General features: G+C 64.1%; 15 protein-coding genes and 1 tRNA gene. 10 read left to right on the forward strand and 6 right to left on the reverse strand.

Annotation, left to right across the window (positions count from 1 at the left end; translation table 11 throughout):
• Window positions 1-155: 155 nt before the first annotated feature.
• The 5 genes from ACGYK2_RS05765 to rpiA all read right to left on the reverse strand — a co-directional run bounded on the left by ACGYK2_RS05765 (window position 156) and on the right by rpiA (window position 4,964).
• Window positions 156-350: a DUF2065 domain-containing protein gene (locus ACGYK2_RS05765; protein WP_271687794.1), complete on the reverse strand. Its 195-nt coding sequence runs from the start codon at window positions 348-350 to the stop codon at window positions 156-158.
• Complete coding sequence (gene hflC / locus ACGYK2_RS05770) at window positions 347-1,414, reverse strand: protease modulator HflC (protein ID WP_271687795.1); 1,068 nt, start codon at window positions 1,412-1,414, stop codon at window positions 347-349. The genes ACGYK2_RS05765 and hflC overlap by 4 nt, the downstream gene beginning before the upstream one ends.
• Window positions 1,414-2,637 carry an FtsH protease activity modulator HflK gene (gene hflK / locus ACGYK2_RS05775; RefSeq protein ID WP_271687796.1) on the reverse strand — a complete coding sequence of 408 codons (1,224 nt, stop codon included), beginning with the start codon at window positions 2,635-2,637 and terminating at the stop codon, window positions 1,414-1,416. The genes hflC and hflK overlap by 1 nt, the downstream gene beginning before the upstream one ends.
• A 68-nt stretch (window positions 2,638-2,705) precedes the next feature.
• Complete coding sequence (gorA, locus tag ACGYK2_RS05780; protein WP_168612717.1) at window positions 2,706-4,085, reverse strand: glutathione-disulfide reductase; 1,380 nt, start codon at window positions 4,083-4,085, stop codon at window positions 2,706-2,708.
• Window positions 4,086-4,175: 90 nt separating this feature from the next.
• Window positions 4,176-4,964, reverse strand: a complete 789-nt coding sequence (gene rpiA / locus ACGYK2_RS05785) for a ribose-5-phosphate isomerase RpiA (RefSeq protein WP_067266197.1) — start codon at window positions 4,962-4,964, stop codon at window positions 4,176-4,178.
• A gap of 253 nt (window positions 4,965-5,217) precedes the next feature.
• On the opposite strand from rpiA, the gene ACGYK2_RS05790 reads away from it, so the two are divergent.
• Complete coding sequence (locus tag ACGYK2_RS05790) at window positions 5,218-6,591, forward strand: L-serine ammonia-lyase (protein WP_276154295.1); 1,374 nt, start codon at window positions 5,218-5,220, stop codon at window positions 6,589-6,591.
• Between the two features lie 94 nt (window positions 6,592-6,685).
• Window positions 6,686-7,597: a pirin family protein gene (locus ACGYK2_RS05795; protein WP_271687799.1), complete on the forward strand. Its 912-nt coding sequence runs from the start codon at window positions 6,686-6,688 to the stop codon at window positions 7,595-7,597.
• A gap of 19 nt (window positions 7,598-7,616) precedes the next feature.
• On the opposite strand, the gene ACGYK2_RS05800 is transcribed toward ACGYK2_RS05795, so the two are convergent.
• Complete coding sequence (locus ACGYK2_RS05800) at window positions 7,617-8,201, reverse strand: TetR/AcrR family transcriptional regulator (protein ID WP_271687801.1); 585 nt, start codon at window positions 8,199-8,201, stop codon at window positions 7,617-7,619.
• A gap of 75 nt (window positions 8,202-8,276) precedes the next feature.
• Between ACGYK2_RS05800 and ACGYK2_RS05805 the strand changes: the two genes are divergently transcribed.
• The 8 genes from ACGYK2_RS05805 to ACGYK2_RS05840 all read left to right on the forward strand — a co-directional run bounded on the left by ACGYK2_RS05805 (window position 8,277) and on the right by ACGYK2_RS05840 (window position 17,047).
• The gene (locus tag ACGYK2_RS05805) at window positions 8,277-8,645 is read left to right on the forward strand and encodes a hypothetical protein (RefSeq protein ID WP_271687802.1); all 369 of its coding nucleotides are present in this window, start codon (window positions 8,277-8,279) and stop codon (window positions 8,643-8,645) included.
• A 116-nt stretch (window positions 8,646-8,761) separates the two neighbouring features.
• Window positions 8,762-10,048 carry a homoserine dehydrogenase gene (locus ACGYK2_RS05810; RefSeq protein WP_271687804.1) on the forward strand — a complete coding sequence of 429 codons (1,287 nt, stop codon included), beginning with the start codon at window positions 8,762-8,764 and terminating at the stop codon, window positions 10,046-10,048.
• 321 nt (window positions 10,049-10,369) lie between these two features.
• Complete coding sequence (gene glpX, locus ACGYK2_RS05815) at window positions 10,370-11,332, forward strand: class II fructose-bisphosphatase (protein WP_067266210.1); 963 nt, start codon at window positions 10,370-10,372, stop codon at window positions 11,330-11,332.
• Window positions 11,333-11,384: 52 nt separating this feature from the next.
• A complete protein-coding gene (gene recJ / locus ACGYK2_RS05820) occupies window positions 11,385-13,124 on the forward strand; it encodes a single-stranded-DNA-specific exonuclease RecJ (RefSeq protein ID WP_271687805.1) in 1,740 nt (579 codons plus the stop codon).
• A 117-nt stretch (window positions 13,125-13,241) separates the two neighbouring features.
• Window positions 13,242-13,316 (forward strand) — tRNA-Glu (locus tag ACGYK2_RS05825).
• A gap of 615 nt (window positions 13,317-13,931) precedes the next feature.
• A complete protein-coding gene (locus ACGYK2_RS05830) occupies window positions 13,932-14,648 on the forward strand; it encodes a sugar transferase (RefSeq protein WP_394374278.1) in 717 nt (238 codons plus the stop codon).
• Between the two features lie 71 nt (window positions 14,649-14,719).
• Window positions 14,720-15,631 (forward strand): CpsD/CapB family tyrosine-protein kinase, encoded by a 912-nt coding sequence (locus tag ACGYK2_RS05835; protein ID WP_271687830.1) that lies wholly within the window; start codon window positions 14,720-14,722, stop codon window positions 15,629-15,631.
• A gap of 114 nt (window positions 15,632-15,745) precedes the next feature.
• Window positions 15,746-17,047 (forward strand): DUF874 domain-containing protein, encoded by a 1,302-nt coding sequence (locus tag ACGYK2_RS05840; protein WP_271687831.1) that lies wholly within the window; start codon window positions 15,746-15,748, stop codon window positions 17,045-17,047.
• Window positions 17,048-17,052 lie beyond the last annotated feature (5 nt).

The following is a 17,052-nucleotide window of genomic DNA, read 5'->3' on the forward strand; positions in this document are numbered from 1 at the left end:
CCAACGTGGGCAGAGTGCATTCCGAAAGGACGCGCTGCAACAGCAAAGATGGGGCCGATCACGGGCATTTCAACGGGTGGGCGTGTGACGATTTGCGACCCCGCCCTGCGAGGTCGTGGGCAAAACGGACGCCGTTTCACCCCGCCCGCGCGGCGTCAAAACCCCAGTTGAAAGGCGAGCCAAACCAAGATCAACCCGACCACCACCGCCAGCGCGCCAAGCTGGCGCAGCGCGGCCTCTGGGATGCGGCGGAGCATTTCGAGCATCTGTTCCAAAAACGAAGGGGCCAGTGCGTACACCAGCCCCTCGAAAATCAGAACCGACCCTAAAGCCAGTAGAACCAGCGTCATTCTTCTAGTGCCGCTGGCAGATCAGTCTCAGCCTCCGGTGCGGCGGGGGCTGGCGTGGAAGGGGCCGCGGGGGTAGCCTCCTCCTGCGTATCCTCTGCCGCGGTGGTGTTATCTGCCTCCGGCGCAGGATCAGCCGCGGGCGCATCGGCGGCGGGGGTCTGCGGTGGTGCAACCGCATCGACCGAGGTCGTGGCGCTGCGATCCGACCGCAGGTAGTTAAAGAACTCACTATCCGGCGACATCACCATAGTGGAGTTCTGCCCCTGCAAAGCCTGCTCATAGGCGCTGAGCGAGCGGTAGAATTCAAAGAATTCCTGATCCTTGCCATAGGCCTGCGCGAAGATGTTGTTCCGCTGCGCGTCCGCCTCACCTTCGATGATCCGCGCGTCACGACGGGCCTCCGAGAGGATCTCTTCGTAGGTACGATCAGCAAGGGCGATGACACGCTGCGCGGCTTCGCGGCCACGGGCGCGTTCGTCGGTCGCTTCACGCTCACGCTCGGCGATCATCCGCTGCAGGGTCGCGTCGAAGTTCTGCTCGGGCAGGTTTGTCTGACGCAGACGCACATCCACAACCTTGAGGCCAAGCGCCTGCGCGCGGGCATCAGCACGGACGCGGATCTGCTCCATCAGGTCGGCCCGTTCGGGCGACAGGATGGTGTTTGAGGTCACGCCCTGCGAGCCGAGCACGGCACGAATTTGGCTTTCCATGATGCCGCCCATCTCGCTTTCGGCCTGACGTTCGCCGCCCGCACCCAAAGCTTGCCGGTACTGCACCATATCGTCGATGCGGTAGAGCACGAAGGCGTCTATCTCAAGGCGCCGGTCATCGGCGGGGGTGACTTCGATCACCGGGGTTTCCAGCGACAGAATGCGGTCTTCGTAGCGCACGACTTCATCCAAAAGCGGAACTTTGAACCCGATGCCCGGCTCGTTGCGGACCTGTTTGATCTGGCCAAAACGCAGCACCAGCGCTTTTTCACGCTCGTCCACGACAAAGACAGCCGACAGGATTCCCACGATGGCGATCACCACGATGGGGATGATAAGACTTGTTTTCCGCATCAGTTCGACCCTCCGCCGCGCCGCAATTCATTGAGTGGCAGATAGGGAACGACGCCCTGCCCACCTTGGCCGCTGCCGTTTTCGAGGATGATTTTATCCACGTCGCCCAGCACCTTTTCCATGGTCTCAAGATACAGACGTTTGCGCGTCACATCGGGGGCGTTGCGGTATTCTTCCAACACGGCTTCAAAGCGGCTGGCCTCACCCACAGCGTCGTTCACGACGCGGGCGCGGTAACCTTCGGCTGCTTCCAGAAGCTGCGCGGATTCACCGCGCGCCTCGGCAGTGCGCCGGTTGGCATAGGCGTCGGCCTGACGCTCCACCCGGTCACGCTCCTGCTCGGCGGCTTGCACGTCGCGGAAAGCATCGACGACCGACTGCGTGGTGGTGTTGCCATTGGCATCGGTGACCTGCACGGTCTGGCTGGGCGGGTCGACCTTGTTCACGTTGACACGCAGCACGTTGATGCCGGTATTGCGATTGTCGAGGGTGTTCTGGATCAACTCCTTCACCCGATCCGCCACCGCGCCACGATCCCGGTTGAGGATCGGCGCCAGTTCGGATTGCGCAATGACTTCACGCATGGCGGATTCCGAGATCGCCCTGACCGAGGCTTCGGGATCGCGCAGCGAAAATTTGAAGTCGCGCGCGTTCTTGATGTTCCAGACCACTTGGAAGTCGATGTCGACGATGTTCTCGTCCGTGGTCAGCATCAAGCCTTCGTTGCCGCCGCCGCCGCGCCGCACGCCCAACTCCTCGGTGCGGTTGGTGGTGACGTCGAATACCTCTGCCGTGACCAGCGGCCATGGGGCAAAGTTCAGACCCTCGGTGCCGATGCCGGAAAATTCACCCAAGAACAGTTCGATCGACTGCTGTTCGGGCCGCACGGTGTAAAAGCTGGCAAAGCCCCAAAGCGCCACACCGGCCAAAAGCGCGATGCCAATGGTCGAACGTGTCACGCCCGGCCCACCAGTGCCGCGGCCGCCGCCGCCGGTGCCATTGCCCCGGTCGCCGCCACGGCCCCCCATCAGAACGCGCAGCTGCTCTTGGCCCTTGCGCACCAAATCGTCGATCTCGGGCATCTGCGGGCGGTCACCGCCCTGCCCGCGTGGACCCTGCGGGCCCTGCGGCCCGTCGTTGCGGCCCCCGTTGCCCCGGTCTCCGCCGTTGCCCCGGTTGCCGCCTCCGCCGCCCCCCCAGGGGCCTTGCGAATTTCCTGCCATTGATATGTTCCCCTCTGGGCCGCCCATGCGGCCTATCGTTCCAAAAATTGTACGCTTTCGCGTGATATTCAAGCCGTGCGAGTCGGATTACGCATGGTCACCAGTTCTTCGGACATGGTCGGGTGCACCGCACAGGTGGCGTCGAACTGCTCTTTCGTGGCGCCCATCTTGACCGCGATGCCGACCATCTGGATCAATTCGCCCGCATTGGGTGCGACGATATGACAGCCCAGCACCACCCGCGTGTCGGCGCAGACGATGAGCTTCATCAGCACCCGGTCAGCCTTGCCCGCAAAAGCGCCCTGCATCGGTTTGAAAGAGGTCGCATAGACCTCGATCGGCCCCGCCTCCCGCGCGGCCTCCTCGCTCAGCCCTACGGTGCCCATCTCGGGTTGGGTGAAGATCGCCGAAGGCACCAGATCATGATCCACCGGCGTCGGGTTGCCGCCAAAGACGGTCTCGACAAAGGCCATGCCCTCGCGGATCGCCACCGGCGTGAGGTTGATGCGGTTGGTCACGTCGCCGATGGCATAGACGGAAGGCACCGCCGTCTGGCTGTATTCATCCACCTCGATCTCACCGCTGCGGCCCAGTTTCACGCCCAAGTCTTCCAGCCCCATGTCATCGCTGTTGGGGCGACGGCCTGTGGCAAAGAGCACCTGGTCGAACATCTTTTCGGTGCCGTTGGTCGGCTTGACCTTCATCGGGCCGCTGCCGTCTTCGTGGCTCGGCGTCATCTCCAGAATGTTGGTGCCCAGATGCAGGTCGATCCCCTTTTCCTGCATCATCTCGGCCACCATGCCGCGGGCTTCGTCGTCAAAGCCGCGCAGGATCTGCGCGCCGCGGTAGTATTGCGTCACTTCGACACCCAAACCATTGAGGATACAGGCGAATTCACAGGCGATATAGCCGCCGCCGATGATCAGGATCGACTTGGGCAGTTTTTCTAGATGGAACAGATCGTCAGAGACCAGCCCCAGTTCCGCATTCTCGATCTCGGGGCGCACGGGGCGGCCGCCGCTGGCGATAAGGATGTGTTTCGCGGTCTTCTCGGTCCCGTCGGACAGGGCCACGGTATGGGGGTCTTTGATCCGCGCGCGGGCGTCGAATGTGTCAACGCCGGAGTTCTTCAGAAGCTTGCGATAGACCCCTTCGAGACGGTCCAACTCGGTGTTCAAACGGCCCTTGAAGTCATGCCAGTCAAACGGCCCAGCCTTGAGATCCCAGCCAAAGCATTTCGCCTCATCCACCACATCGGCATAGCCCGAGGCGAAGACCATCAGCTTTTTCGGCACGCAGCCCCGGATCACGCAAGTGCCGCCATAGCGGTCTTCCTCGGCCAGACCGACCTTGGCATCATGCTCGCCCGCCGCGACACGCGCCGCGCGCACACCGCCCGAGCCGCCACCGATCACAAACAGGTCGTAGTCGAATTCATTCTTGGCCATTTGGCGCCTCTCTTAGTCGTTTTGGGTCTTGCGCGGGATCGCGCATATTTCGGTGTTGCGCGGGGTCGCGCGTGTCTCGCTTTGTCGGCGTTAATCGCTCAGGTCGGAAAACAGGTTGTCGGTCTCGACGAATTCCAAACGGTCGGTCGCCACGGTGCCTTCATTTATGTCGCGCACCTCTACCCTGCCATCCCCGTAACCGATCACAACCGCGTCACAGATATCTATGAACAGGCCGTTTTCCACCACGCCGGGCATCTGGTTCAGCACCAGCGCCAATTGCCGTGCGTTGCCGATGCGCCCCAGCCGCAGGTCTAGGATATAGTTCCCCTCGTCGGTGATAAAAGGCACCTCGCCATTCATCCGCAGGGTCGAGCTTTGGCCAAGCACATCCATCGAGATCAGCGTCTCTTCGACCAGCGCCTGCGTGGTCTGCCAGCCAAAGGGAATCACCTCGATCGGCAGGGGGAATGCGCCCAGATGATGCACCTCTTTGCCGATATCGGCGATCACCACCATCTGATCGCTGGCCGTCGCCACGATCTTTTCTTGCAGCAGGGCCCCACCGCCGCCCTTGATGAGGTTCAGGTCACCGTCAAATTCATCTGCCCCGTCAATCGTCAGATCGAGCCATTTCGCCTCATCGAGGGAGATCACCTCGATCCCCACATCCCGCGCCAGTTGCGCGGTGCGCGAGGAGGTCGGCACGCCTTTGATCCGCAGCCCATCGTCGCGCACCATCTCACCCAGACAGCGCACCAGCCACGCCGCCGTCGATCCGGTGCCAAGCCCCACGCGCATCCCGTCTTCCACGAATTCGCACGCCCGTTTCGCGGCCACGAATTTGGCCTTGTCGATCGGTGATAGGTCTCCGGACATCGGGTGCTCCCTTGCAGGCGTTTGCCGCGTTATAGGGCGAATTGGCATAGGGTGCGAGGGGCAAGTCGGCGGTTTTTGGCGGTGCCGCACGCCGACAGGACGGGCAGAGCGCACGGCCTGTCGCTTTCGGCGCGCCGCGGGGCGGCGGGAAATGGTTGGATCGGGCCCAGGCCGCTTGCAATGCGCCAAAGGTCTGGGCGATACCCGTCCCACCGCGCCCGCCACCCGCAACCATAAAAGGGTCCGCCACCTGATGTTTCTTTCGGTTTTCGACATGTTCAAAGTGGGCATCGGCCCTTCGTCTTCGCATACCATGGGGCCGATGGTGGCGGCGGGGCGTTTCCTTGACCAGATGCGCGCATCGCCCTTCCAATTCGCCGGGCTGCGCGCCTCGCTGCACGGCAGCCTCGCCTTTACCGGCGTCGGCCATGCGACCGACCGCGCCACGATCCTCGGCCTCGCCGGGTTCACGCCCGAGGACTATGACGCCGATGCCGCCGAAAAGGTGTTGGAAGAGATCAAACAGACCCGCCGCATCAGCGTCGACGGCCTGCCCGAACTGCGCTTTGACCCTCAGCGCGACATGATCTTTGACTACGACACCAAGCTTGCGGGCCATGCCAACGGCATGATGCTGATGGCCACCGATGCCCAAGGCGACGTGACACTGCGCGAGACCTATTATTCCATCGGCGGCGGCTTCGTGATGACCGAAAAGGAACTCGCCGCAGGCAAGGACACGGATGAGGGCGCGCCGGTGCCCTTCCCCTTCAAGTCCGCCGCGGAAATGCTTGAGATGTCGGCCAAATCCGGCAAAACCATCGCGGGCATGAAACGCGCCAATGAAGAGGCGCGTGGCGGGGCCGAGAACCTGCGCGCCGGGTCGAAACGGCTGTGGCAGGTCATGCGCGACTGCATCGACCGGGGCCTAACCTCCGAGGGCACTCTGCCCGGCGGGTTGCAGGTGAAACGCCGCGCGAAGGGCATCTACGACGCGCTGATGGCGGAGCGCGGACAGAACCAATCCGCCCCGCATACGATCAACGATTGGATGAGCGTCTATGCCATGGCCGTCAACGAGGAGAACGCCGCCGGCGGGCAGGTCGTGACCGCGCCGACCAACGGGGCCGCAGGCGTGATGCCGGCGACCTTGCGCTATTACCTCGACCATGTCCCCGGCGCGTCTGAGGCGCATATCGAAGACTTCCTGCTCACCGCCGCCGCGATTGGCGGGCTGGTGAAATACAACGCCTCGATCTCAGGCGCCGAAGCAGGCTGTCAGGCCGAAGTCGGCAGCGCCGCCGCCATGTCCGCCGCCGGGCTCTGCGCCGTGATGGGCGGCACCCCGCAGCAGATCGAAAACGCCGCCGAAATCGCGCTGGAGCATCACCTCGGCATGACCTGCGACCCCGTCAAAGGGCTGGTGCAGGTGCCTTGTATCGAGCGCAACGGCCTGGGCGCGATCAAGGCGGTCTCGGCGGCCTCTCTGGCGCTGCGCGGCGACGGCACGCATCTTGTGCCGCTCGATGCCTGTATTGAGACCATGCGCCAGACCGGCGCGGACATGAGCGAGAAATACAAGGAAACTTCCCTCGGCGGGTTGGCGGTGAATGTGCCGAACTGCTGAAGCTGCGCAAATTTGCACAGGCCCCGTTCGCCGGGGCGAATTGTTGAGGTGACCGCCGCCCCCTATCTTCTGAGCAACTGCAAAGGAGAGCATCATGTCCCTCAGACCCACATTGGAAACCCGCCGCGCCACGCCCACGATGGAAGGCGCCGGGGTGAAACTGCACCGCGCTTTCGGCTTCCACGACCCGTCGGAGCTTGACCCCTTTCTGCTGTTCGACGACTTCCGCAACGAGCATCCGCGCGACTTCGAGAAGGGCTTCCCTTGGCACCCGCACCGCGGGATCGAGACGATCACCTATGTGCTCGAAGGCACTGTGGCCCATGCGGATTCGCTCGGCAATACCGGTGATCTGAACGCGGGCGACGTGCAGTGGATGACCGCCGGATCGGGCATCCTGCACCAAGAAATGCCGCGCGGGAATGCCAACGGGCAGATGCACGGCTTCCAGCTTTGGGGCAACCTGCCCTCGGCCCAGAAGATGACCGCGCCGCGCTATCAGGATATGAAATCCGCCGACATCCCGGTGGTGACCGATGACGACGGCACGAGGGTCAAAATCATCACCGGCGAGTTCTGGGGCAAACGCGGCCCCGTCGATGGCATCGCCGCCGATCCGCAGTATCTGGATATCTTCGTGCCTGCGGGCGTGAAAAAGACCTTTCGCATCGACACCTACCGCCGGGCCTTTGCCTATGTCTTCCAAGGCGCGGGCGCTTTCGCCGATGCTTCCGCCCCGTCGGGCGTGCTGCTGGAGAAAGAGGTCGCCGGCGAGGAGGTCAACATCCGCGACATGTCCGGGGACCGCACGCTCATCCGCTTTGGCACCGGCGATGAGGTCACGGTGCAGGCCGGTGAAGAGGGGGTGCGTTTCCTGCTGATCTCGGGCGCGCCGATTGAAGAGCCGGTGGCGTGGCACGGGCCGATCGTGATGAACACCCGCGCCGAGATACAACAGGCAATGCGCGACCTCAACAACGGGACCTTCATCCGCCCCGCCCATTGACCCAAAGGGCCGTGGCCGCTCAGACGGTCACGGCCTTGCGCACCATGTCCCAATACTGTGCGACGACCTCGTCAAGCGAGAGCCGTCCGCCCGCGCGGTACCAAGTGTTCACCCCGGTCAGCATGGCGATGATCGCCAGCGTCACGATCTTGGTGTCGGCGACGGCGAAATCGCCGCTCGCCACCCCGGCGCGCAGGATCGTCTCCAACCGGTCCTCATAGTCGCGGCGCAGCCGCTCGATCACGGCGAAATTCTCCTCCGTCAGATTGCGCAACTCCATATAGGCGATGAAAACCTCATCGGGCCGATCCGCGTGAAAACGGATATGGAAGGCCACGAAATCCTGCAACTGCTGCATTGCGGGGCGGCTCGGATTATGGGGCGTTTCGGCCAGCAGGTCGGTCATATGCGCCTGCATCAGGTCGAACAGCAGGCTCTGCTTGTCGGGCGTGTAGTTATAGAGCGCCCCGGCCTGCACGCCGACTTCGGCGGCAATGGCGCGCATCGACACGGCGGCATAGCCGCCCCGCGCAAAAAGCCGCAGCGCGGCTGCGCGGACACGCGGGCCGGTGATATCGGAGTGGGAGCCTGTGGTTCTTGCCATGGCGGCAATTTAATGAACAAGCGTTCAAAAGCAAACCCCGCTTGCGCGAAGATCACGGCTGGGGCAGAACGAGGCATGACCCAAGCGCGCCCGCCCCGCCCCCTCTCGACCATCGCCCTGCTTCTGGGCGTCTCGCTGCTGGCGGGCTGCACGCAGTTTCCCGAACTCGACCGCACCATCACACCCGCGTTGGAGGCCGCCCCCTACCCCGATCTGGTCCCGATCGACCCGCTTCTGGCCAAGGCCACCGCCGGGCGGATCGACCCGGCGCGGACCGAAGCGGCCCTCACGGGGCGTGCGGCCAATCTTGAAGCCCGCGCGGCGCGCGTCAGCCGCACAAGCGCCCAATCCGCCAGTGCCGCGCGGGTGGCGCGGCTCAGGGCGCGTGCTGCCGAACTCCAGCGCGCCCGCCAAGCCGCCGAGGACAGCGAAAGCGCTGAATAAACGGGCATCCCCGTGATGCGTATGCGCGTTGCACGCAGGCGCCGAACCCGCTACATCGCGGCTATGCCCGGCCTCGCCTGCCGGGCCTTTCGGATCAGACCAGAAGGACCACCGCCATGTCTAAGCCGCTTCGCCTCGGGATTGCCGGATTGGGAACCGTGGGCGTGGGTGTGCTGCGCATTCTGCGCCAGCAGGCCGCCCTATTAGAGGCCCGCACCGGCTGCGCGATGACGGTTTCTGCGGTCTCGGCCCGCACCCGGAACAAGGACCGCGGGCTGTCACTCTCTTCCTATGATTGGGAGGATGACCCCGTCAAATTGGCCACCCGCGATGACGTGGATGTGTTCGTCGAACTCATGGGCGGCGCGGACGGCCCCGCCAAGGCCGCGACCGAAGCCGCACTAGCGGCCGGCAAACATGTGGTCACCGCCAACAAGGCAATGCTGGCGATCCATGGCCAAGCGCTGGCCGAACAGGCCGAGGGCGCGGGCGTAGCCCTGCGCTATGAGGCGGCTGTGGCGGGCGGCATCCCGGTCATCAAGACGCTGATGGAGGGGCTTGCCGGGAATGAGATCACCCGGATCATGGGGGTGATGAACGGCTCGTGCAATTACATCCTGACGCGGATGGAGGACTCGGGCAAAACCTATCAAGAGATTTTCGCCGAGGCCGATGGGCTGGGCTATCTCGAAGCCGATCCGCAATTGGATGTGGGCGGCATCGACGCGGCGCATAAGCTGGCGATCTTGTCCTCCATCGCCTTTGGCACCAAGATCGACTTTGACGGCATCCAGCTTGAGGGGATCGAGCGGGTCGCCATCGAAGACATCCGCGCCGCCGCTGACATGGGCTACAAGATCAAACTGCTGGGCGTGACCCAGAAAACCGGCCGCGGGCTGGAGCAGCGGATGATGCCCTGCCTCGTGCCGCATACCTCGCCTTTGGGGCAACTTGATGGCGGCACCAATATGGTGGTGATCGAAGGCGATGCCGTGGGCCAGATCGTGTTGCGCGGTGCCGGTGCGGGCGAAGGGCCGACGGCCAGCGCCGTGATGGCCGATGTCTGCGACATCGCGCGCGGGTTGCGCGGGCCGGTCTTTGGCCAGTCTGCCGGAACGCTTGAGCAAACCACCCCCGCCAGCAGTCAGCGCCCTGCCCCCTACTACCTGCGCATGGCGCTGGTCGACAAACCCGGCGCTTTGGCGAAAATCGCCACGGTGCTGGGCGAAGCGGGTGTGAGCATCTACCGGATGCGCCAGTATGAGCATTCCGACACTTCTGCCCCGGTTTTGATCGTGACGCATAAGACCAGCCGCAATGCGCTGCTGGAGGCACTGGCGAATATGGACAAGACGGGCGTGCTGGCCGGTGAACCGGTGGCGCTGCGGATCGAAGAGGTCTGAGGCTGAGGGCCATCTCCTGCCCGCGGGTCGGCGATGAGACGGTGCTTCGTGCCACGTTATGGCTTAACCATGGTGTGCGCCCGCGGGGGCGCACCCAGCCCCACCAAATCGCCTACCCGGTCGCACCAAAGGTGCACCTAGATAGACCGGCACGCCTTCGGCGTGACGAGGCGGGCAGCCGATGGCCCGGCGCCTACGGCTTGATTCCGGGCCGGGGTGGCAGTTTCGGCCGAAGGGGCAGCCGCTCCCCCAACCCAAAACTTGCCCCGAGGCCCGCGCGAGGGTACAGGACAGGAAACACATTGCACCCAAGGATACTCCATGACCGCTTCCGCCGAATTCCAAGACCGCATGCTCTCTCTGGGCCTCGCCCGCGTATCCGAAGCCGCCGCGCTGGCCTCGGCCAAGCTGATCGGCAAGGGTGACGAGAAAGCCGCCGACCAAGCCGCCGTGAACGCCATGCGCGAACAGCTCAACATGCTCGACATCGCGGGCGTCGTGGTCATCGGCGAAGGCGAGCGGGACGAGGCCCCGATGCTCTATATCGGCGAAGAGGTCGGCACCGGCAAAGGCCCCGGCGTAGACATCGCACTGGACCCGCTCGAAGGCACCACGCTGACCGCCAAAGACATGCCCAACGCACTGACCGTGATCGCCATGGGCCCGCGCGGCTCCATGCTGCACGCGCCCGACACCTATATGGACAAGCTCGCCATCGGGCCGGGCTTTGAGACCGATGTCGTCACCCTCGACATGAGCCCCGGTGAGCGTGTCGAAGCGCTGGCCCGCGCCAAGGGCTGCGCGGCGTCCGACATCACCGTTTGCATCCTCGAACGCCCCCGCCACGCCGACATGATCGCCGAGGTCCGCGCAACTGGTGCGGCCATCCGTCTGATCACCGATGGGGACGTGGCGGGCGTGATGCATTGCGCCGACCCCGAAACCGGCATCGACATGTATATGGGCCAAGGCGGCGCGCCCGAAGGCGTGCTGGCCGCCGCGGCGCTGAAATGCATGGGCGGGCAGATGTATGGCCGCCTGCTGTTCCGCAACGAAGACGAAAAGGGCCGCGCCGCCAAGGCCGGGATCACCGAATTCGACCGCGTCTATTCGCGCGACGAGATGGTCACCCAGGACGTGATCTTTGCCGCGACAGGCGTCACCGGCGGCAACATCCTTCCGGGCGTGAAACGAGAGCCGGGCTGGCTGACCACCGAGACGCTGATCATGCGCTCGCGCACCGGTTCGGTCCGCCGCATCAACTACCGCACCCCGGCGGAATGAGGGCCAGACTGGCCCTTCCCACCCTATTCCATAACGGCCAAATGAGGTCCGCATGAGCTTTCTCGGTGTCGAAACATCTTTGACCGGGCGGCGCTGGATCGGTCCTGACGTGGAACTGACCCGCGCGGCGGAACTGCTGGTGCAGCGCGCGGGCCTGCCCGATCCGGTGTGCCAAGTGCTGGCGCGCCGCGGCGTGGTCGATACCCAAGCGGCGGGCTTTCTGGCCCCCGCCCTGCGCGACCTGCTGCCCGATCCCCGATCCCTGCGCGATATGGAGGCGGCAGCGACGCGGTTTCTTTCGGCCCTGCAAAACCGCGAACGCATCGCGATTTTCGCGGACTATGACGTGGACGGCGGCTCTTCCGCCGCGCTGCTGCTGGTCTGGCTGCGCGACATGGGCCACCGTGCGACGCTCTATATCCCCGACCGTATCGACGAGGGCTATGGCCCGAATGACGAGGCGATGTCGGCCCTCGCCGCCGAGCATGACCTGATCGTCTGCGTCGACTGCGGCACGCTGTCCCATGGCCCCATCGCCGCCGCCAAGGGCGCGGATGTCATCGTGTTGGACCACCACCTTGGCGGCGAAACGCTGCCCGATGCGCTGGCCGTGGTGAACCCCAACAGACAGGACGAAGACGGCACGCTGGCGCATCTCTGCGCCGCTGCCGTCGTGTTCTTGATGCTCGTCGAAGTGGGGCGGCAATTGCGCGAAGCGGGGCGCAAGGGGCCGGATCTGATGACGATGCTTGATCTGGTGGCGCTGGCCACCGTCGCCGATGTGGCCCCACTCACCGGCGTCAACCGTGCTTTCGTGCGTCAGGGGCTCAAGGTCATGGCTCGGCGCGCGCGGCCCGGCCTTGCCGCCCTGTCGGATGTGGCGCGGATGGACACGGCCCCCACGGCCTATCACTTGGGCTTTCTGCTTGGCCCCCGCATCAACGCGGGCGGGCGCATTGGCCAAGCCGACCTTGGCGCACGGCTTTTGGCCACCGCCGACCCGCATGAGGCCGCCGCATTGGCCGAACGCCTCGACCAGCTCAACACCGACCGCCGCGAGGTTGAGGCCGCCGTGCGCGCCAGCGCCATGGCACAGGCCGAAGAGCGCGGCTTTGACGGGCCGCTGGCATGGGCCGCTGGCCCCGGCTGGCATCCCGGCGTGGTGGGCATCGTCGCCTCACGCCTGAAGGAAGCCGCCAACCGCCCCTCTATCGTTATCGGCGTCGAAGACGGCATCGGCAAAGGCTCAGGCCGCTCGATCAGCGGCATCGACCTCGGCGCGCCGATTCAGCGTCTGGCTGCCGAAGGGCTGCTGATCAAGGGTGGCGGGCACAAGATGGCAGCCGGCCTGACCGTGGCGGAAGACAAGATCGACGCGGCGATGGCGCGCTTGGGCGAATTACTCACCAAACAGGGCGCGCATTTGGCAGGCCCCGCCGACCTCAACCTCTGCGGCATGATGATGCCCGGCGCAGCCACCGTGGAGCTGGCCGAGATGGTCGACCAAGCCGGCCCCTTCGGCGCCGGCGCCCCTGCCCCGCGCTATGCCTTTGCGGACATGCAAATCCGCTTTGCCAAACGCGTGGGCGAGAACCACCTCAAAGTAAGTTTCGGCGACGGGCTGGGCGCGAACCTCGAGGCGATTTCATTTGGCGCTTACGACGGCCCCCTCGGCCCCGCGCTGGAAAACCACGGCGGCGCGCGTTTCCACCTCGCGGGCCGTCTCGACATTAACAATTTCCGCGGTCGGCGCACCGTTCAACTGCGTTTGGAGGACGCCGCGCGGGCCTGAAAACTTTTTCTGAAGAAACTTCATTTTTCCGCTTGCAGCCCCCCGCAGTATTACTTAAACGTCCGCTCACAGACAGAGCAGCACACACCAAACGCTGCACTGGACTGACAAAAGAGTGGCCCGTTCGTCTATCGGTTAGGACGCCAGGTTTTCAACCTGGAAAGAGGGGTTCGATTCCCCTACGGGCTGCCACTTTTCTTCTCCAGAATACATAGACAAGCCTTTAGAGGCACCGAAGAATATCCCCGGAATTGCGCTGCCGATCCGGGGTTTCTGGCGTTCGCCCACCTGCGCCCTGCGCCCAACTGTCGCCCATTTATCGCCCTGACATTATTGTGAGAATTGCGCGACGGGTGGTGGCTTGCGCCTAGATACCCTCGCTATCCGAAGGCGCACAGGCTTAGCGGCCGAGACCTGAGGCAGATGATCATCCGGAACTCCAGCGCCCCATAAGACCCTTTTTATCAATGACTTGACACCCGATCTACGCCTGCGCACGCCCTCCCCTCCACCATCGAACGCCACACATCTGCACCCCATGGCGCCCCCATAACGCCCTCAACTCACTCCTAAATCTCCACCTGCCCGCCGCCCCGCGAAACAGTCTGTTTCTGAGAAAAAGGATCGAATAAGGCGAAAAGGTGGTAACAAATGATACATATCCTACCTGAACGTATAGGCCGGATAGGTCGTTGAGACGGAGCGGTGCGAAGGCGCCGTGGGCCGAAACGGTCCGAATGAATGCGATTCAACCCTGGGGGGTTTGGAATGAAGTACTTTGACGCACACAGCCATGCCTATGGCTCGATGGAAGTGATCGCCGGTCCTGTGCTGGGCCGTGCACAGCCTGTCATGGCGGGGACTGCGGTGCTGCCCGCGCCGCGCGCGCTGGCGGCCCTTCGTCTGCGTCCGACCGGCCTTTATGGCCGCTACGCGAAACCGCTTCTCGACCGGCTGCTGATCCTCGCGTCCCTGCCCATCGCCCTGCCGATCATCGCGCTTTGCGCGCTGGCGCTGTGGATCGAAAGCGGTCAGCCCTTCTATACGCAAAAGCGCCTTGGCCGGAGCGGCAAAGGATTCTCCATCCTGAAGCTGCGCACCATGGTGCGCGATGCCGACGCGGTGCTGGAGAGCTACCTTGCCGCGAACCCGGCAATGCGGGCGGAATGGGATGAGATGCAAAAGCTGAAGGACGATCCGCGCATCACGCGGGTGGGCGCTTTCCTGCGGGCAACCTCGCTGGATGAGCTGCCGCAGCTTTGGAACGTGTTCAAGGGTGACATGAGCCTGATCGGCCCGCGCCCCATGATGCCCGACCAGCTTAAGATGTACGGCGATGCGAAAGCCTATTTCGCGCTGCGCCCTGGCATCACTGGGCTGTGGCAGGTCTCGGCCCGTAACAACAGCCGTTTCACCTATCGCAATGAGGTCGACGCCGCCTATCGCCGCAATCTGTCGCTGCCGATGGACCTGACCATTTTGCTGAAAACCGTCGGCGTCGTCTTGCGCCGGACCGGGTGCTGAGCGATGCTCGCCGCGCCCGGCAATAACGAGAAATTCAGCGCCTTATGTTCAAGAAATCGAAAGGGAAGACGATGAGAGACCTCTACGCATCCGATGCCCTCGGCGCGGACAACAGCGATGTGACGGCGCAGTTCGGCGGCCCGGGGATGCGCCACAGCATCCGCCCGCGCCGCACCGTGATCGACCATGAAGATGAGTTCGACGGCGATTTCTCCGAAGGCGACCTGACCGTTGAAGACAGCCTGCCCGCCGCCCCTGCCGTTTCCCGCTACATCGGTGACGACCGCGCGCCGCGCTGGCAAGATCTGCCCATCGCCACACCCGGCCCCGGCGGAGACATGCCGCTGGTCGACGATCACCGCAACAGCGCCGCCGCGCGGGCCTTTGACCTGCTGCGTACGCGCCTGCGTCAAACCACGTTAGAGCATCGCTGGGTCAATATCGCAATCACCGCCCCCACCTCGGGCTGCGGTAACAGCTTTTCCGCGACCAATCTGGCGCTGAGCCTGTCGCGTGTGCCGGGATCGCGCACCGTGCTAATGGACATGAACATGCGCAGCCCCGGTCTGGCCCGTGCGTTCGACATGCAGGCCCCCGGCGCGATGAGCGATTTGCTGAGCGGTCGCGCCGACCTTGGCAAAGGCATGCTGCGGGTGAGCGACACGTTGGCCCTCGGTCTGAATGACCGGGCCGAGGTGAATGCCGCCGAAATCCTGCAAGACAGTGCCACGGCGGAAACCCTGCTGCGCCTGCGTGCTTCGCTCCAGCCTGAAATCGTCCTCTACGACATGCCGCCGATGCTTGAGCATGACGATCTCTCGGCCTTCTTGCCGCAATTGGACGGGGTCTTGCTGATCTCAGACGGCAGCCAAACCATGGCGCGTCACCTGCGCGAATGCGAACGGATGCTCGAAGGTCAGGTGCCGCTCTTGGGCATCGTGCTGAACCGGGCGCGGGCCTCTAGCCTGCCGAAATATGCCTGACACCCCCTGTCGCCGTCCTTGCTTGCGCCCTATTATCGCCCAAGTCATCTGATCTAGGCAGGGAAACTCCGCCGGGCAACGGTCGGGGGCTTTGGGCAGGTTGGAAAGAGGCACATGGGACCGATCTATACATTCGATGACTTCATCGACATGATCCGCCGCCGCGCGGGCGTGATCATTTTGATCACGCTTCTGGGCTGTATCGCCTCGGTCTACTGGGCGCTTGCGACCCCGCATGTCTACCAATCCTCCGAAGTCATCCAGATCGAGCAGCCCAAGATCGCCAATGATCTGGCCCCCTCCACGGTCGAAGGGTCTTCGGCGCGGCGTTTGCAATTGATCGAACAGCAGTTGATGGCGCGCGGCACCTTGGTCGATATCATTCAACGCTTTGATCTTTATGACGATCTGACCGCGCTGCGCATGTCCGAGAAAGTCGATCTGCTGCGCCGTTCGGTCACCATCACCGGCGTCGCCGCCCCGCGCGAAGGCTATGCGGATGACGGGACCATCTCGGTCATGACCTTCACCGCCGAGATGGACAACCCCGCCGATGCGCAGGCCGTGGCCCGCGAATTCGCCGACCGCACGCGCCAGATGTCCGCCGCCCGACGCCAGAGCCAGACGCAAGAAACCTTGGAGTTTTTCCAGCGCCAAGAGCAGAACCTGATCCGCGACATTTCGGAGCTTGAGGCCGAACTGGCCGATTACCGGGCCGAAAACGACCTGTCGCTCGAAGGCAGTCTTGAGTTTCGCCGCGGCGAGATCAGCAGCCTCAATGACGCCATTCTTGAACTTGACCGTGAAATCATCGCCACGCGGCTGGCGCGCGATCGGGTCAACCCCGATGCCCGCGCCGCCACCATCGCCCGCGAACAGGCCGAGTTGGATGCCACGCTCGAAAGCCTGACCACGCAGCGCGACCTGCTGCAAGAACAGCGCGAAACCCTGACCGCCAGCCTGCAAACCTCGCCCGAGGTCGAGCGGGAGCTGGCCCGGTTCGAACGCCGTCTGACCCAGTTGCAAGACCAGTTGGAGGTGATCACCGCCCGCCGGAATGAGGCGGAGGTGGGATTCTCTCTCGAATCCGATCAGCGGGGCGAGAAGCTGATCACCTTGGAGCAGGCCGAACTGCCTGATTACCCCGTATCGCTCAGCCGCAAGAAACGCGCGGCGGTGGGCGGGATGGCCAGCTTGGCGCTGGCGCTGATCGTGGCCTTCCTGCTGGAACTGCGCCGCCCGGTGATCCGCTCGGCCCGGCAGATGACGCGCGAGACGGGGTTGATCCCAGTCGTGTCGATCCCCGACCTCAGCCCGCGCGAAAAGCGCCGGACCTTGGGCAAGGTTTGGCAGGAGCGCTTGAAGGCCGGGAAAGAAGGCCGCGCCGCGCGGATGGCCCGCAAGCAAAAGAGCTGAACCGC

It is taken from the genome of Sulfitobacter sp. 1A10359, from assembly GCF_043558145.1.
GTDB lineage: Bacteria > Pseudomonadota > Alphaproteobacteria > Rhodobacterales > Rhodobacteraceae > Sulfitobacter > Sulfitobacter faviae.

Bases quoted from the DNA above. Each gene is read 5' to 3' on its own strand.
- ACGYK2_RS05795 (WP_271687799.1), top strand. From the start codon at position 6,686: ATGTCCCTCAGACCCACATTGGAAACCCGCCGCGCCACGCCCACGATG.
- ACGYK2_RS05765 (WP_271687794.1), bottom strand. From the start codon at position 350: ATGACGCTGGTTCTACTGGCTTTAGGGTCGGTTCTGATTTTCGAGGGG.
- gorA (WP_168612717.1), bottom strand. From the start codon at position 4,085: ATGGCCAAGAATGAATTCGACTACGACCTGTTTGTGATCGGTGGCGGC.
- rpiA (WP_067266197.1), bottom strand. From the start codon at position 4,964: ATGTCCGGAGACCTATCACCGATCGACAAGGCCAAATTCGTGGCCGCG.
- recJ (WP_271687805.1), top strand. From the start codon at position 11,385: ATGAGCTTTCTCGGTGTCGAAACATCTTTGACCGGGCGGCGCTGGATC.
- ACGYK2_RS05790 (WP_276154295.1), top strand. From the start codon at position 5,218: ATGTTTCTTTCGGTTTTCGACATGTTCAAAGTGGGCATCGGCCCTTCG.
- ACGYK2_RS05800 (WP_271687801.1), bottom strand. From the start codon at position 8,201: ATGGCAAGAACCACAGGCTCCCACTCCGATATCACCGGCCCGCGTGTC.
- ACGYK2_RS05805 (WP_271687802.1), top strand. From the start codon at position 8,277: ATGACCCAAGCGCGCCCGCCCCGCCCCCTCTCGACCATCGCCCTGCTT.
- hflK (WP_271687796.1), bottom strand. From the start codon at position 2,637: ATGGCAGGAAATTCGCAAGGCCCCTGGGGGGGCGGCGGAGGCGGCAAC.
- ACGYK2_RS05810 (WP_271687804.1), top strand. From the start codon at position 8,762: ATGTCTAAGCCGCTTCGCCTCGGGATTGCCGGATTGGGAACCGTGGGC.
- ACGYK2_RS05830 (WP_394374278.1), top strand. From the start codon at position 13,932: ATGGAAGTGATCGCCGGTCCTGTGCTGGGCCGTGCACAGCCTGTCATG.
- glpX (WP_067266210.1), top strand. From the start codon at position 10,370: ATGACCGCTTCCGCCGAATTCCAAGACCGCATGCTCTCTCTGGGCCTC.
- hflC (WP_271687795.1), bottom strand. From the start codon at position 1,414: ATGCGGAAAACAAGTCTTATCATCCCCATCGTGGTGATCGCCATCGTG.
- ACGYK2_RS05835 (WP_271687830.1), top strand. From the start codon at position 14,720: ATGAGAGACCTCTACGCATCCGATGCCCTCGGCGCGGACAACAGCGAT.
- ACGYK2_RS05840 (WP_271687831.1), top strand. From the start codon at position 15,746: ATGGGACCGATCTATACATTCGATGACTTCATCGACATGATCCGCCGC.